This is a genomic window from Streptomyces sp. NPDC048484, from assembly GCF_040651415.1.
In the GTDB taxonomy this organism is placed as follows: domain Bacteria; phylum Actinomycetota; class Actinomycetes; order Streptomycetales; family Streptomycetaceae; genus Streptomyces.
The window spans coordinates 162,645-178,722 of sequence record NZ_JBEZJY010000009.1 but is presented as its reverse complement, the minus strand read 5'-3'; the positions used below and the strand labels follow the sequence as shown (position 1 = coordinate 178,722).

General features: G+C 70.0%; 12 protein-coding genes and 1 pseudogene. 10 read left to right on the top strand and 3 right to left on the bottom strand.

Annotated features, from left to right (window positions below; genetic code table 11):
* Together AB0D14_RS11865 and AB0D14_RS11860 are read right to left on the bottom strand one after the other, a co-directional pair.
* On the bottom strand, window positions 1–1,599 hold the full coding sequence (locus AB0D14_RS11865; RefSeq protein ID WP_362777307.1) for a ricin-type beta-trefoil lectin domain protein: 1,599 nt from the start codon (window positions 1,597–1,599) through the stop codon (window positions 1–3).
* Between the two features lie 380 nt (window positions 1,600–1,979).
* Window positions 1,980–2,891, bottom strand: a complete 912-nt coding sequence (locus AB0D14_RS11860) for an RNA polymerase sigma factor SigF (protein ID WP_362777305.1) — start codon at window positions 2,889–2,891, stop codon at window positions 1,980–1,982.
* A gap of 239 nt (window positions 2,892–3,130) precedes the next feature.
* Here AB0D14_RS11860 and AB0D14_RS11855 point away from each other — a divergent pair, with 239 nt between their 5' ends.
* The 9 genes and pseudogenes from AB0D14_RS11855 to AB0D14_RS11815 all read left to right on the top strand — a co-directional run.
* On the top strand, window positions 3,131–3,598 hold the full coding sequence (locus AB0D14_RS11855; RefSeq protein ID WP_362777304.1) for an STAS domain-containing protein: 468 nt from the start codon (window positions 3,131–3,133) through the stop codon (window positions 3,596–3,598).
* Between the two features lie 278 nt (window positions 3,599–3,876).
* Window positions 3,877–4,401 carry an ATP-binding protein gene (locus tag AB0D14_RS11850; protein ID WP_362777303.1) on the top strand — a complete coding sequence of 175 codons (525 nt, stop codon included), beginning with the start codon at window positions 3,877–3,879 and terminating at the stop codon, window positions 4,399–4,401.
* A gap of 395 nt (window positions 4,402–4,796) precedes the next feature.
* Entirely contained in the window at window positions 4,797–5,489 is a 693-nt protein-coding gene (locus tag AB0D14_RS11845; protein WP_362777301.1) for an LPXTG cell wall anchor domain-containing protein, read from the top strand.
* A 176-nt stretch (window positions 5,490–5,665) separates the two neighbouring features.
* Window positions 5,666–6,964 (top strand): neocarzinostatin apoprotein domain-containing protein, encoded by a 1,299-nt coding sequence (locus AB0D14_RS11840; RefSeq protein ID WP_362777425.1) that lies wholly within the window; start codon window positions 5,666–5,668, stop codon window positions 6,962–6,964.
* A gap of 77 nt (window positions 6,965–7,041) precedes the next feature.
* Window positions 7,042–8,355, top strand: a complete 1,314-nt coding sequence (locus AB0D14_RS11835; protein WP_362777423.1) for a hypothetical protein — start codon at window positions 7,042–7,044, stop codon at window positions 8,353–8,355.
* 354 nt (window positions 8,356–8,709) lie between these two features.
* Window positions 8,710–9,402 carry a response regulator transcription factor gene (locus tag AB0D14_RS11830; protein ID WP_362777300.1) on the top strand — a complete coding sequence of 231 codons (693 nt, stop codon included), beginning with the start codon at window positions 8,710–8,712 and terminating at the stop codon, window positions 9,400–9,402.
* A 143-nt stretch (window positions 9,403–9,545) separates the two neighbouring features.
* Window positions 9,546–10,922: a HAMP domain-containing sensor histidine kinase gene (locus AB0D14_RS11825; RefSeq protein ID WP_362777298.1), complete on the top strand. Its 1,377-nt coding sequence runs from the start codon at window positions 9,546–9,548 to the stop codon at window positions 10,920–10,922.
* Window positions 10,919–12,874: a glycoside hydrolase family 9 protein gene (locus AB0D14_RS11820; RefSeq protein WP_362777297.1), complete on the top strand. Its 1,956-nt coding sequence runs from the start codon at window positions 10,919–10,921 to the stop codon at window positions 12,872–12,874. The genes AB0D14_RS11825 and AB0D14_RS11820 overlap by 4 nt, the downstream gene beginning before the upstream one ends.
* 118 nt (window positions 12,875–12,992) lie before the next feature.
* Window positions 12,993–13,118, top strand: a pseudogene (locus AB0D14_RS11815) (SAM-dependent methyltransferase); the annotation flags it as partial.
* 38 nt (window positions 13,119–13,156) lie between these two features.
* On the opposite strand, the gene AB0D14_RS11810 reads toward AB0D14_RS11815, so the two are convergent.
* Complete coding sequence (locus tag AB0D14_RS11810; protein WP_362777294.1) at window positions 13,157–14,653, bottom strand: oligopeptide:H+ symporter; 1,497 nt, start codon at window positions 14,651–14,653, stop codon at window positions 13,157–13,159.
* 654 nt (window positions 14,654–15,307) lie between these two features.
* Here AB0D14_RS11810 and AB0D14_RS11805 point away from each other — a divergent pair.
* Window positions 15,308–15,985, top strand: a complete 678-nt coding sequence (locus tag AB0D14_RS11805) for a response regulator transcription factor (protein WP_362777292.1) — start codon at window positions 15,308–15,310, stop codon at window positions 15,983–15,985.
* Window positions 15,986–16,078 lie beyond the last annotated feature (93 nt).

Below are 16,078 nucleotides of genomic sequence, written 5' to 3'. Positions count from 1 at the left end.
TCAGTTCGCCCCCGCCCGCCACCGCTGGCCCCGCCCGCCCGTGTCCGGGGCCAGGTCCAGTTTGTCGGCGCCGGACGGCGTCAACGCGTGGTCCGGTGCGATGGCCGGGCGCAGTACGCCGGTGGAGGTCACCGCGAACCGCAGGTTCGGGCCGTTGCGGCCGTCCAGCGACTCGCACTCCCAGATGCCCACGCCGTCGTCGGTCGCCCCACGGCTGTCCAGGCAGAAGTCCGGGTCGGCGTAGGACCGCAGTGCGCCCTGCTCGGTGTCGACGCGCCAGCGCTGGGTGCGGGACGAGGTGCAGGAGGCCGTGACGACGTCGGTGCCCTTCTCCAGGTCGCCGTCGGCGATGTCCAGGCAGCGGCCCGAGGCGAGATTGACCACCTGGGCGTAGCTGTCACCGGGAGGCGGCGGGGGTGGGGCGGGCTTCCTGTGGGACGGGCTCGGGGGTGCCGACCGCGACGGGTCAGGGCTCGGGCTCTTCGTCGGCGTCGGCGTCGGGGGTCCGGTCGTGCCCGGGGCGGAGGGGGACGGCGTCGTCGGGGCGGTGGCCGTCACCGTGACCGGCGGGCGTACCGGAGCCGCCGCGCCGCCCGCCTTCTGGGGGTGTGAGTCGCCCGAGGAGATGAGGAAGAGGAGCAGAGGTGCCAGAGCCAGCCCCAGGGCCGCTGAGCCCAGCACGAAGCGGCGGGAGGGCGGCCAGGTTCCCAGCGCCGCCCAAGAGCCCGGCTCGGTACGCGTGCGGTCGTGCGACCTGGCCGTACCGCCCGCGAGGTGTGCGCCGCCCGCGCCGTACGCCGTGCCGCCCCACGGCAGCAGGCCCTCGGCCAGTGCCGTACGCGGGTCGTCCCGCAGCGCGGAGAGCTCCTCGTAAGCGCTGGCGCAGTGCCCGCACTCGGCCATGTGGGTGCGCAGGTCCGTGCTGTGGCGGGGGTTCTCGGGGCGTACCGACTCCTCGATCAGTCGGCGGAAATCCTGGCAGCGCGGGTTCCCGGAGGTGGTGAGGTGGGACTTCAGGAAGGCCGCGCGCAACGCCTGGACCGCCGACTCGGTCCCGTAGGTCACGTCCTCGCGGGTGACTCCGAGCAAGCCGGCCGTCTCGTCTTCGGGCTCCTGCTCGACGACCCCGTACCAGACGAGGCCCTGGACCCGGGCGGGGAGCGAGCGGAACGCGTCCAGCATCGGCGGGTGCGGGCCGTCGGGTCCGGCCTCGTGCAGCCGCGCGAGCAGTCCGGGGTCGACCCGGCGGGACCGCTGGTCCGCGGCCCACATGACGGCCACCCGCCAGGCCAGCAGCAGGAGTTGATGCCGCCAGGGCCCGCGGGGGTCGACACCGCGCCCGGTCTCCTGGGCGGCGAGGGTGAACGCGTGGGCCGTCAGCTCCCGGGCCGCGGTCTCGCCGCTGGTGCACAGCCGGGCGTACGCGAGGACCGCAGGCCGGTGGCGGGCGCGCAGTTCGCGCAGCGCGGCCTCCCCGGTCGAGGCGTCGGCGCGCAGCAGTTCCGTGAGCCGCGCGTCGGACGCCCCCGCGTGTACACCGTCCCCGGGCGCGTCCTCATCGCCGTCCCAGCCGCCCTCGCCGCCTTCGCCCCGAGCCATGCCTCCGCCTCCACTGCGGCCTGTGGGCCGTCACTCGCCGGACTCCTGACGTACCAGACAGTTTGTCGGGTGCCCATAGTGAGGGAAGGCGCCCAGTGGGGAAAGGGGTTTCCGCGAGTAACTCGGGGGACTCCCAAGGCGCCCGAGAGGTGTCGGGTGAGTGGGTCAGGTGAGTGGATCAGGGGCCGCGAGGTCGGGCGGGTCGAGCGGCCGACGGGTGGCGGACCGGTGCACGTACGCGTGTGGGGCCGAACCGGACAATCCGGTTCGGCCCCACACGTTCATCCGTACTCACCTGCTGCGCATACACGCGCGCAGTGCGCACACGGCGCACACAGTGCATACGGCGCACACAGCGCGCACGTCGTGCGACGAAGGTGTCACTCCTCGACGGTCAGTCCCCTCCGCAGCCGCACCAGCGTCCGCGACAGCAGCCGTGACACGTGCATCTGCGAGATGCCCAGCTCTTCGCCGATCTCCGACTGGGTCAGGTTGGCGACGAAGCGCAGGGACAGGATCTGCCGGTCGCGCTGCGGAAGCTGGGCGATCAGCGGCTTCAGCGACTCGATGTACTCGATGCCTTCGAGACCGTGGTCCTCGTAGCCGATACGGTCCGCCAGCGCGCCCTCCGAGTCGTCCTCCTCGGGCTGGGCGTCCAGTGAACTGGCCGTGTAGGCGTTGGACGCCGCCATGCCCTCGACGACCTCGTCGTTCGACAGCCCCAGACGCTCCGCCAGCTCTCCCACCGTCGGAGCGCGGTCCAGTTGCTGTGCGAGTTCGTCGCCCGCCTTGGCCAGGTCGAGGCGGAGTTCCTGCAGCCTGCGCGGCACGCGTACGGACCATGACGTGTCACGGAAGAAGCGCTTGACCTCGCCGACGATGGTCGGCATCGCGAAGGTCGGGAACTCGACGCCACGGCTGAGTTCGAAGCGGTCGATCGCCTTGATCAGGCCGATGGTGCCGACCTGGATGATGTCCTCCATCGGCTCGCTGCGGGAGCGGAACCGGGAGGCGGCGAACTTCACCAGGGCGAGGTTGAGTTCGACCAGGGTGTTGCGGACGTACGAGTATTCGGAGGTCCCTTCCTCCAGCGACTCCAGCCGCTCGAAGAGGGTCTTGGACAGGGCCCGTGCGTCCACCGGCCCCACCTCGGCGAAGGGGGGTATCTCCGGAAGCCCGGCGAGGCCTGCGTTTTTGTCGGCGGTCTCGTCTTCCAGTTGTTCCAGAGGGTGTGTCGACGTCGCCCTCTGGGGCTGCGATTCGTCGAGCCGGGGTGACATGATGTCCTCCATCGTTCTCGGCATATGGCTGCCGATGCCAATACGTGTACTGCGGTGTGCGGCGCCTCCAAAGCCGGCGGTGTCGAAAACTGTCTCTACTAGCCCTACCCGCTTTCGTGACTCTCTCGCAAGTGAGTTTTGCGGTGAAATGTCCAATTCTTGGCGGTTGTTCGGGTGTCAGAGTGTGCAGGGAAGGCGTAGGGTTCGGGGGCGTCAGTCAGCAACCACAACGGGCGGAAGAGAGAGACGGCATGGACCGCGGGACGGTCGGCAGTGCACAGTCGGGCCGGCTTCTGGTCGAGGTGCGAGAAGAGGGCACTAGTGCCGTCGTCACCCCGGCGGGTGAGTTGGATCACCATACGGCGGATCTTCTGCGCGAACCGGTCGAGGAATGCCTCGACCGCGGGTTCGCGCGTCTGGTCGTGGACTGCTCACGGCTGGAATTCTGTGACTCCACCGGGCTGAACGTTCTGCTCGGTGCCCGGCTGAGGGCCGAGGCGGCGGGTGGCGGGGTCCATCTGGCGGGAATGCTGCCGGTGGTGGCCCGGGTCTTCGAGATCACCGGGGCTGAGGCCGTTTTCACCGTGCACGACACGCTCGAAGCGGCATTGAGCGGCAGTGACGGGGCAGGAGACTCCGAGGTGGGCGAGACCGGAGCCGTGGAGCCTGAGGACGGCGCGTCGGGGGCTGATCGGCCCGCAGTCGATCGGGGTGAATAGTCGCCCCGAGATGCTGTCCTGCGGCAGAGTTATGCCTAGGTTGCCTCTATGTGATCAACGCGTTATCAGAGTCACGCCATTCGAAGCGAAAAAGTGGGTGTTCTGACGGTTCGGTCGGGCAGGAGACATCCTGAATATGTCAACAGACCGAACGGCAAGCGCGCGGCAGTCCCGGACGACTCTCCTGATCCCGAGTGTCCTGAGCTTCCCGGCGTGCTGGATGCGCTGGGAACTGAGTCTTGAACTGTGAACTGGTGAATCGGTGAGGTGAAGCGCTGATGAGCACCACCCGGCCTTACTCGCCGGGCGACCGCGGCCCGGAACCGGGCGACGGTGGCCTGGTACCGGGCGACGGCGGCGCTTCCGGGACGTCTCCGAGCGGTACGTCCACCGGGCGTCGGGCCCGCCGACTGAACTTCGACGGCGCGAGCGGAGTCGTCCCCCTCGCCCGCGACTTCGCCCGACAGGCGCTGTACGAGTGGGGCTGGCTGCCCGCGGCCACGGCCGACCAGCGCGCCGCGGCGGAGGACGTTCTGCTGGTCGTCTCCGAGCTCGTCACCAATGCCTGTCTGCATGCCGAGGGCCCGGACGAGCTCTGGATCGCCTGCGACAAGAAGGTGCTCCGGCTGGAGGTCTCCGACCGGGGTGCGGGCCAGCCGGCCCCGCGGACCCCGCACCGGGCCGGCCGCCCCGGCGGTCACGGGATGTTCATCGTGCAGCGGCTGTGCCTGGACTGGGGCGTGATCCGCAGGACCGGGGTCGCGGGAAAGACGGTCTGGGCGGAGCTCGGGGTGCCCGCGTGAACGCTCCGCTGTAGTTCGGTTGTGGTTCGGCGTCGTCTGCGCGGTGGGTTGTCTGCTGCCGGGTGGCCGTCTGTCGCGTGACTGTCTGCCGCGTGGTTGTCTGCGGGTCCGGTGGGGGCTGGTCGCGCAGTTCCCCGCGCCCCTGGAAGGCTGCGCGGTTCCTCGTGCCCCTTCAAGGGCGTGCTCGGAGATCCCGCGTAGGGCTCGCCTCTTGGCCCCTCTGGGGGTTACCCGCGGTTCGGGCCCTTTCTTGTTCCTCACTCGATGCGTGCTGGATCCCCACGGATCCGGCGCGCACTTTGTCTTCCCTCGACAAGGCCCCGGGCGTACCTTGACGGCCGATCTGATGTTCCGTCAGGAACGGTAGCAGGAACGCCTTCGGGAATGAGGGGACCGTGACATACCGGACGTACCAGAAACGAACCGCCGTGCTCGCGTCCGCCGCGGCCCTGGCCGGCTCGGCGGTGCTGATGGCCGCCCCCGTAGCCAGGGCCGACGTGGTGGACGTCAACTACCAGTGCAAGACCCCGATCGGTGACAAGTCCGCCGTCTCGCCCATCGACATCAAGGGCGTCGAGAGCGGCAGCGGCTACCGGCTCACGATGACCTTCGAGAAGGGTGTCTCGTCCAGCCCCGTCGAACTGGGCAAGGGCGCGATGAATCCGAGTGCGGTCATCAAGCTCGGTGGCGCCGACAGCGGCACCGTGTCGGTCAAGGGTTCCGCCAACCCGGAGGCGATCCCCGCCAACACGCCTATCAAGATCACCGACCTGACCGGGACCTACACCCCGAAGGGGACCGGCAAGGTCACCTTCACCGCGGGCGTACTGACCATCAAGGCGCTCGGGACGACCACCACGTGCACGCCCTCCAACAGTCCGAAGCCCTCGCTGACCCTGGACGTCAAGGCGGCCGGCGGCGGCACCACGGGCTCCTCCTCGCAGGACGCCCCGGCGGGCGGCGAAGAACTGCCGCAGACGGGCCCCGAGGACTCCGCGATCGCGCTCGGCACGCTCGGCGGCACCGTGCTGTTGGCGGGTGCGGCGGGCGTGCTGTGGCTGACCCGGAGGAACCAGGCCCAAGGCTGAACCGCCGCCCCACCTCTAGTGCTTCGGAGTCGCCCATTGGTTCGTACGACGTCGGAGGCGGTCCCGGCCGGCAGGGGCCGCCAACAGTCGCGTACGGAAGTCGAGTCGACGGGAGCGGTGGTGTGGACGGTGGCGTGAGCGGGGCAGCCGAAAGGGCGCGCCGGTGGCGAGAGGCCATGGACGTGCGGATCCCGGCGGTGGTGGCGGTGGCAGCGGTGCTCGCGCTCCTCCTGTTCCCCCTGTCGGGGGCCACCGCCCACGCGGCACAGAAGCCGAAGGTGGAACTGTCCAAGTCCCAGGCGGGGACGGGCGGTTCGATTACGGTGAGTGGTACCGGGTGGCGGGCGAACGCGCTGCTGATGATGCTCATCTGCGGCCAGTCCTCGACCGACAGAGGGGTGATCGGCGGCACCAACTCCTGTGCCAACGCGGACGGGCGGGCCGTCACCGCCGACGCGAAGGGCCGGTTCAGCAAGAAACTGCCGGTCGCCGAACCGCCCAAACCGTGCCCCTGCGTGGTGCATGTCGCGACGGTCACGGGGGCGGAGGCGGCGGCGGACGCCTCGTTCCTGGTCGCGGGACACGAGGTCGAACCGCTGCCGAAGCAGGAGAGCGCTGGGCGGCTGTCGGTGCTCACCGACACCCGGCTCGACGGGTCCAGCGGCCTGCTCGCCTGGTTCGGCGCGCCGCCGTCCCGCAAGCTCGTCTTCACCGTCGGCAACGTCGGCACCGCAGCCGTGAAGAACCCGGTCTTCCAGGTGGGAACCTCGCACGGCGTGTTCGCCCCGCAGTGGGAGGAACAGCAGTGGCGCGGCACCATCGGCCCCGGCAAGAAGGCGCGGATCACCCTGCCGGTGGAGTTGACGGCCGGTGCGCACGGCGACTACACGGTCTCGATGAAGTTCGGCGGCAAGGTGCTCGCCGAGCAGCCGTGGGGTGTGGGCCGCCCCTGGGGCGTGACGCTCTTCTGGATCCTGGTCTGTGTCGTCGTACCGGCCGCGCTGTTCCGGATCGGGATGGCCGTGGTGGATCGGATACGGCCGCGCGGGCCCTCCGCTCGTAGCGGGCCCTTCGGCACGGGCAGGGACGGCAGGTACGGCAGGGACGGCAGGGGTGCCGAAGGTGCCAGGGGTGGTCGGCCGGGACGTCCCGGCCGTGGCGTGCACGGCGTCCGCCGCGGGGGGCTGCGACTGCCCGAAGTCACCCTGCGGATGCCTCGACTGAACCGTCCGTCGGCCTCCGAACAGTCCGGCGACGACGTCACCACCGCCATCACAGTCGATACCGATACCGATACCGATACCGATGCCGACGCCGCCGGCGACATCAAGGCCGGTACGCGTACACGGGCCCGTACGAATCCGGCGCTGCCCTGGTTCACCCCGGACACCGATCCGGGGAGTGCCGAGGCCGACCGGCTCTCCGCACCGCACGAGAACACTTCGACGACCCCCCTCAGGAAGGGAAACACGTGATCATGCAACGGAGAGTCCGGCCCGGTAGGAAAGGACCCGGAGGAGGCCGGAGAGCGAGCGCGGCCGGAGTCGCGATGATGCTCGGCGGTGCGGGGGTCCTGCTGGGCGTGGCGGCGGCGCCGGCCCACGCCGCCGAGGTGTCCTACGCGACCGACTGCGTACCGCCTCCGGTCTCCGGGCTGCCGACGGTCAAAGGGACGACCAAGGTGGAGATCACCGCGCCGGCCACGGCGAAGGTCGGTGACGAGGTCGAGGTGGTGTGGAAGTTCGCGCAGGCCGCGTCGAAGAACCCCGACCTCATCGACCTGCCCGCGAACTCCGTTCAGCCCTCCGGCACCCTCAAGGCGGCCGGTGCGCAGACCGCGTCCGTCCCGATGCAGGGGCCGCGCGAGAACCCGGCGATCCCCAAGGGCGGGGCGATGGTCCTGGCCGACATGAAGGGCAAACTGAAACTGACGACGGCGGGCGAGGTCACTCTGACACCGAACGCGTACGCCATCAACGTCATGTCGACGGACACGAAGTGCGCGCCTACGGAGACGGTGAAATCGGCGGCGACCATCAAGGTCACTGCAGGGGTGGGCGATCCGCCTTCCGGCCCACCCGATCCCACCAGCCCGCCGCCCACCGGCCCCCCGAGCCCGACCGGGAGTGAGACCGGGAGCGACAGCGGGGGCAGTGACACGGGAGGCTCCACCGGTGGCAGTGGTGAAACCGACTTCACGGGCAAGGAGGTCGCGATTCCCTACGCGTGCAAGACGCCGATCGGCGACAAGAACGTGACCTCTCCGGTGCAGATCAACGCCAAGAAGAACGGCGGGAGTTTCGACCTCACCGTCCAGTTCAAGGGCTCTGTGATGGACAGTCCCGCCGACATCCCGGCGGACTCCGTCAAGCCGTCGATGGAGGTCGTGCTGGGCGGCGCCGACAAGGGCTCGGTTCCCGTCGAGGGGCCGACGAACGCCAAGGCGATCAAGTCGGGGGACCCCATGGTGATCTCCGATATGACGGGCACGTACAAGCCGGGCGCGGACGGGGAGTCGACGCTGTCACCGGGAATGCTGACGGTGAAGGCGCTCGGTACGACGACGACGTGTACGCCGACGAAGTCCGTGGTGTCGCTGACGCTGGACACGTCGGCGCAGCCGGGGGGTGCCGCCGGTGGGAGTGGCTCCGCGGGCAGTGGCTCCGCCGGGGGAGCCGGGACGTCGGGGGCCGGTGGCTCCGGGGGAGGGCTGGCGGCCACGGGCGCCGATGACAGTGGGGGGTTGCGGGCGCTCGGGCTGATTGCCGGGACCGCGATTCTGCTGGGCGGGGCCGTGTTCACGTTCATGCCGCGGGGCGCTTTGCCGCGGGGCGCTTTGAAGCGGGGTTCGCGGAGGGCGTCGTAGGGGTTGAGCGTCGTGGGGAGCTGCGCCACCGCTGTGGCTGGTCGCGCAGTTCCCCGCGCCCCTGAAGACTGCGCAGTTCCCCGCGCCCCTGAAAGGCTGCGCAGCTCGCCGCGCCCTAAAAGATTGCGCAGTTCCCCGCGCCTCTAAGCCTTGTGTTCGACACCGTCCACAGCCCACCCGGCTGACTACGAACAGCCCCTGCCCACCCCGCCCGCCAGGGCACGACCGGAACCGAACCGTGGAAAAGCTGGGCAGACCAGCTGCTAGAACCTGCCCAGGCCCAACCGTCGACCTGAAACCGGCCCGAAGATCACTCCCCGAACCACGTCGGTGGATCAAAGCTAAGCTCCGGCCATGCGTGTATTGGTCTTGGAGGACGATCCCGAGCTCGGGCCCGTCGTCGCAGCTCAGCTGCGTGGTGCGGGGTTCGCCGTGGACCTCGCGCGGACGCTGGCCGAAGCGGATCTCAAGCTGTCGGTCAACAGCTACGACTGTGTCGTGGCCGACCGCTCGGTGCCGGACGGCGACTCGCTCACGCTGCTCGCCGAACACCGGCGGGCGGGATCGACGCTGCCCTATCTGCTGCTGACGGCGCTGGACGCGGTGAGCGACCGGGTGGCCGGTTTCGAACACGGGGCGGACGACTACCTGGTCAAGCCTTTCGCCTTCGCCGAACTGGTCGTACGGGTACGTGCGCTGTGCCGCCGGGAGCAACCCGCGCGGTTGCCGGTCCTGCGGGTGGATGACCTGGAGGTCGATCTGCCACGGCGCCGTGTCTCCAGAGCCGGGGTACTGCTCAGTCTGTCGGGCAAGGAGTTCTCGGTGCTGGAGGTTCTCATGCTGCGCGCGGGAGATGTGGTGACGCGCACCGAGCTGATCGAGAGCTGCTGGGACGAGGCGAGCGAACCGATGTCCAACGTCGTGGATGTCCTGATCGGCCAGCTGCGACGGCGGCTCGGGCCGCCCGATCCGATCGGGACGGTGCGCGGCGTCGGCTACCGGTTCCGCGTATCCGATCAGGAACCGGCCCGCGAGGCCCGAACGTGACCCGCCCGACCGGGCGCCCAGCCGCGGGGCCGCCCGCTGATCCGCCCGTCGGTCCAGCCGTTCGCCCAGCTGTCGGGCCGGGCGCCCGCCTGCAACGGGGTCGGCCTGATGGCCGCCGCGACGGCCCGGCAGCCATGTCCTCCATGTCCCCCGCCGCGGCCCGACTGCGACGCACCCGCCGGCTGATGACGCTCCTGTTCGCCGCGACGACCGCGGTCTGTCTCGTCGTACTCGCCTCGGTCGCGGTCCGCATCGACGCCGGATCCCGCCGGTCCGGGCTCGACCACGAGGTCGGCAGCCGCGCCGTCGGCCTGTCGCGGGCGGTCTGGTTCGACGCGGGGGCGCTGCACCTGGAGCCACTGCGTGAGGACGAACTCGCCCGGGGCGCAGCTGTGTTGGCCGTGCTGCGGGCGGCGCCGGGAGAGTCGCCGTCGGTGCGCAACGTCGTTCCCGCACGTTCGGCGCTGCCCGACCAGGAGCGGCTCGGCAGTGTCTGGCGGAACGTCCTGGAAGAGCAGGAGACCGTCGTCGTCAGCGCGCCGTCCGTGCACGGCGAGCGGCTGAGATGGGCGGCGGCTCCGGTCTGGGACGGCGACCGGGTCGGTGCGGCCGTGCTCGTCGGCACGGAGCTGGCGCGCGGCGAACACGATCACGACGTCCTGGTTCGCTGGCTCGCGCTCGGCTGCACGGCTCTGGTCTGCTGCGCGGCGGCCGTCGGCCATCTGCTGTCCGGCCGGGCCATGCGTCCCGCTCTGCTCGGCCTCGGTCAGCAGGAGCAGTTCCTGGCCGAGGCGGCACACGAGCTGCGTACACCGCTGGCGACGTTGCGGCTCGTGGCGGAGCGGGACGGTTCTTCCCTCGAGACCCTGCGGCTGGTGGACCGGCTGAGCCGGCTGGTCACCGGGCTGCTCACCAGGGCCCGTACAGAATCCGGTGCGCAGCGGGCCGAGTTGCTTCCCCTGCGGCTCGACCAGCTGGTGGAGACCACGGTCGAGGAGTTGCCGGACCATGAGAGTGTCACGGTGAGATCCGAAGCGGTGGTGGTGCTCGGGGATCCCGACCTCCTGGCCCAGGCGGTACGGAACCTGGTGGAGAACGCTCAGCGGCACGGTGGTCCTCCCGGGTCGCCGGTGGAGGTCACCGTCGCCCCGGGCCTCGTCACGGTTCGCGACCACGGAGAGGGCGTGCCGCTCGCGGACCGGGAGCGAGTCTTCGCGCGGGGCGTCACCGCGGGTTCCGGAGCCACTTCAGGAACGGGACCCGAACCGGGGGTCGAATCAGTGGCCCGAACGGGACCCGAACCAGGGGCCGGAACGGGACTCGAACCGCGGGCCGGAACGGGGGCCGGGCTCGCCATCGTCCGCTGGGTCGCCGAGTTGCACCATGGCACCGCTCGCCTCGCGGACGCTCCGGGAGGCGGCCTGGTCGCCGAACTCCGGCTGCCGGCGCCCCCGGCCACGACACCCTCACACTCATCCTCATCCTCGTCTCATGAAGGGTCCGGCACCGTAGGCGCATGAACTCTCCGCGCAAACCCGGGCTGCCGGTCATCGCAGCCGTGGGACTCGGCACCCTGCTCGTCGCCGCGGGCCTGCACGGACTGCCCTTCGGCGGGGGCACCGAGACTCCCCCGACCGAGGTGGCTGTCAGGGTCGACCAGGTCGGCTACGTACGCGGCGAGACGAAACGGGCCTACGTCATGGGACCCGAGGCAGCGCTCGCGGGAGCGCGATTCAAGGTCGTCGACGCTGAGAACAGCGCTGAGAACAGCGTGGTCACAGCAGGCAGGCTCGGAGTCTCCACCGGCCGCTGGAACGCCAAGTACCCCTCGGTGCGCACCGTCGACCTCTCTGCACTGGACGCTCCCGGCACGTACCGCATCATCCTGTCCGGGACCGCGGCCGGCCGCTCACCCGCCTTCCGGGTAGCGGGTGGCCGTGAGTTGATGACCCCGCTCGTCCGGGACAACGTCCGCTTCCTGCAGGCGCAGCGCGACGGAGCCGACGTACTCTCCGATGATGTGCGCGGTGCCCTGCGACACGGGCCCTCCCATCTCGCCGACCAGGACGCGACCGTCTACGGCCCGCCGGAGTACGACAAGGAGGGCACCGAACTGCTCGACGAGCGACTGACCCCGACCGGCGACCATGTCGACGTCTCGGGCGGCTGGTTCGACGCGGGCGACTTCCTCAAGTTCACCGGCACCACGTCCTACTCGGTCGCCGAACTCCTTCTCGCGCAGCGCGACGTGCCGGACATGGCGGAGTTGTCCGCCGAGGCCTCGCACGGGCTGTCCTGGCTGGACAGGATGTGGGACGAGGACAGCGAGACCCTCTACGCGCAGGTCGGTATCGGCGTCGGCAACGACGCCGTACGGACGGATCACGACGTGTGGCGACTACCGGAGGCCGACGACCGCCTCGACGTGTCACCCGGTGACCCGGACTACACGATCAAGCACCGGCCGGTCTTCCGCGCGGCCGAACCGGGTGAGGCCATCAGCGCCAGCCTGGCGGGACGGGTGGCCGCGGCCTTCGCCCTCGGCGCACAGCGGGCGGCCGACACGGACCCGGAGGAGGCCCAGGACTGGCTGGGCAAGGCCGCCGCGGTCTACGCCCTGGCCGACACCGACACCGACACCGACACCGACGAGCCGCCCCTCACCGCGTTCCCGAACAGTTTCTATCCCGAGGATTCCTGGCAGGACGACATGGAGTTCGGCGGTGCGGAACTGGCGCTGGCCGCCCGGGAGCTCGGGGACGAGCGGGAGAGCGACTGGGCCGACGACGCGGCTCGATGGGCGGGCGCGTATCTGCGCTCCGACGTCCAGGGCACCCTCGGCGTGGCGGATGTCAGTGCCCTGGCCCACGTCGACCTGGCCACCGTCCTGGACGGCGACCGGGCGAACGGGATCGGGGCCGAGGAGCTGTACGAGGACCTGCGCCGCCAGTTGGAGGACGGTCTCGCCCGCGCCGGGCACGACCCGTTCGGAGCCGGAGCCGTCTACGACGACTTCGACGCCGTGCCCCACACCTTCGGGCTGGTGGCCACCGCCCGCCTCTACGCCAGGGCGACCGGAGACACCCGCTACGCGGCGTTCGCGGGCCGTCAGCGGGGCTGGGCCCTCGGTGCCAACCCCTGGGGTTCCAGCTTCGTGATCGGCGCGGGTGAGGTCTACCCGCACTGCCCTGAACATCAGTTGGCGAACCTCGGGGGCAGCCTCACCGGAAAAGGCGCCATCCTGCGGGGCGGCGTGGTCAACGGCCCCAACACCGCTGCGAAACTGGAGGAGTTGAACAGCTTCCCGACCATGAAGAAGTGCACGGCTGCCCCGCCGGCAGGGGCGTGGGCCGACTTCGACGGCAAGGGCGCGCGCTACCTGGACAACGTGGGCGCCTGGCAGACCGTGGAGCCGGCACTGGACTTCACCACGACAGCACTGCTGGCCTTCGCTCTGACCGCCCAGACGTGAGACGACAGGACCTACCCGCGATACCGGGCTACCCGCGATAACGGGTCGAACCGTGCACTCATCGGTCCGCCGCGCAGGCACCTGATCTCCACGAGGAGCGACGGGGAGAGGCGCCACCGTCGATGGGCTTCCGCATCCGGCGGCGCCCTACGCCGCACGGGACGAACTGGTCATGCGCTACCTGGGACCGGTCCGCGGAGCCGGCCGGGGCGTGCTGCCGCACGGAACACCCGACGGTGAGGCGGCTGGGAGAACGGCCTTCGGCCGTTCGGTGGGAGGGGGTCAGTTGACGTCGCCCATCAGGGACTTGACCTTGGTGCGGTACATGTAGACCGCTACTCCGGCGATCACCGCGAGGGAGGCTTCCATGGCGACGATGCCCATGCCGTTCAGGTCGACGCCCGCGATGGAGAGCAGGCCGGTCGTGGCGTCGCCGGCGGTGACGGCGAGGAACCAGACGCCCATCATCTGGGAGGCGTACTTCGCGGGGGCCATCTTCGTGGTGACGGAGAGGCCGACCGGGGAGACCGTCAGCTCGCCGACGGTCTGTACGAAGTAGATGGCGACCAGCCACATCGCGGCGGCCTTGTGACCGCCCTCGGCGATCGACAGCGGGGCCAGGAAGAGGAAGAACGAGGCGCCGACCAGGACGAGACCCGACGCGAACTTCACGATCGTGCTCGGCTCCCGGCCGGCCCGGTTCAGCGCCAGCCACGCCCAGGCGAAGACCGGGGCGAGCGCCATGATCATGACCGGGTTGACCGACTGGTACCAGGAGACCGGGAACTCCCAGCCGAAGATGCTGTTCTCGGCCGACGACTCGGCGAAGATCGACAGCGTGGAGCCGCCCTGGTCGTAGATCATCCAGAAGACGGCCGCTGCGACGAAGAACCAGATGTACGCGGACATCTTCGACTGCTCGTCACGGTCCAGCGACTTGTCGCGCTTGATCCGGGCGATGACCCAGATCGGGATGATCAGGCCGATGAGCGTGAGCGGGACCAGGATCCAGTTCAGCGTGTAGTGGCCGGAGAAGCCGACGACGCCGTAGAAGACCACGGAGACGGCCAGCCACAGCAGACCCTTGCGCAGGGTCGAGGCCTTCTCCTCGGCGGAAAGCGGCGTCGGGACGACGTCGGAGCGCGAGTCGAGGTGGCGGCGGCCCATCAGGAACTGCGCCAGGCCCAGTGCCATGCCGAGCGCGGCGAGCGCGAAGCCCAGGTGCCAGTCGACGTTCTCGCCAATGGTGCCGATGACCAGCGGAGCGGCGAAGGCGCCCACGTTGATGCCGATGTAGAAGACGGTGAAACCGCCGTCGCGGCGCGGGTCGTCGGGGCCCCGGTAGAGGTGGCCGACCATCGTCGAGATGTTGGCCTTCAGCAGACCCGAGCCGATCGCCACGAGACCGAGGCCCGCGTAGAAGGTGCCGGAGGAGGGCAGCGCCAGCGTCAGGTGGCCGAGCATGATGACCAGTCCGGCGACGGCGACGGTCTTGCGGGGGCCGAGCACGCGGTCCGCGAACCAGCCACCGGGGAGGGTGAGCAGGTACACGAGCGACAGGTACACCGAGTAGATCGCGGTCGCGGTGGTCGCGCTCAGGTTCAGGCCGCCGGGTGCGACCAGGTAGAGCGGAAGCAGCGCCCTCATGCCGTAGTAGGAGAATCGCTCCCACATCTCGGTCATGAAGAGTGTGGCCAGTCCGCGGGGGTGGCCGAAGAAGGTCTTTCCGGAACCGGGGGTACCCGGCGAGACCGAGTCCTTCGTCAGGCTGGACGCCATGGTCGTTCCTTGCTGGTCGGGACGCGCCGCTGGAGCGGATGGGATTGCGCGCCCGGTGGGGGGAGGCGGCCGGCACCGGCGGGACGTCCGTCCCGCCCCACGCCCACGGGGAGTCCGCTCCTTCGAGGTCGGAGCGGTGGACGACGACCACCGGGATCCACGCCCGTCGCGCGGTCTCGCGCTCGGGGGCCGGCCCACAGGTCATTCCTTTCAAGGCTGGTAGACACCAGCCCGCACACAAAAGAGACCTTCAGCGTGAAGCTCCCGCCAAAGGTCCCTGTGTGGTGCTACAGGCGTCTGGCCACCATAAGGCCACACGCTGGGGCAATGCCGCATATGGCATGACTTGAGAGATGGATCACAGGTGTGGATGGAACCATGCATCTGAATCGAAGGCTGTTCATGGATTTACATCCTCAACCCCCAGGATTGCATGCCCATCGCGTCTCCACCGTGCCTCCGTCGGGCGCCCATCGCGCCTCCATCACGTGTCCGTCGGGCGCCCATCGCGCCTCCATCACGTGTCCGTCGGGCGCCCATCGCGCCTCCATCACGTGTCCGTCGCAGGCTCATCGCACGTCCCGTGCGGTCCTGGACGGTCACGGATGTCGATCACCCTCACTGCGCTGGTCCGCAGCGGACTACCATCACTTCATGACCCGAGTACTGCTCGCCGAGGACGACGCGTCCATCTCGGAGCCCCTGGCTCGCGCCCTGCGCCGAGAGGGGTACGAGGTTGAGGTACGCGAGGACGGACCCACCGCGCTCGACGCCGGCATCCAGGGCGGTATCGATCTGGTCGTACTCGACCTCGGGCTGCCCGGTATGGACGGTCTGGAGGTGGCCCGGCGGCTGCGCGCCGAGGGGCAGACCGTGCCGATACTCATCCTGACCGCGCGCGCCGACGAGGTGGACACCGTCGTCGGTCTTGACGCGGGCGCCGACGACTACGTCACCAAGCCGTTCCGCCTCGCCGAGCTGCTGGCCCGGGTCCGGGCCCTGCTGCGGCGCGGTGCGTCCGAGCCCCAGCAGCCGCCCGCCACGCACGGGGTGCGTATCGACGTCGAGTCGCACCGGGCGTGGATGGGCGACGAGGAGCTTCAGCTGACGGCCAAGGAGTTCGACCTGCTCCGGGTGCTCGTCCGGGACGCCGGCCGGGTCGTCACACGCGACCAGCTGATGCGCGAGGTCTGGGACACCACGTGGTGGTCGTCCACCAAGACCCTCGACATGCACATCTCCTGGCTGCGCAAGAAGCTGGGCGATGACGCCGCGAATCCGCGGTACATCGCGACGGTACGAGGAGTGGGTTTCCGCTTCGAGAAGAGTTAGCCGCTTCGCTCCGCTGGGTTCGGCCGGGGTCGCCTAGGCGCCGGTGTGTCTCGGGAGGCGGGGCGGCTGCGGGCCGGTGAGGGCTTGTCGCGC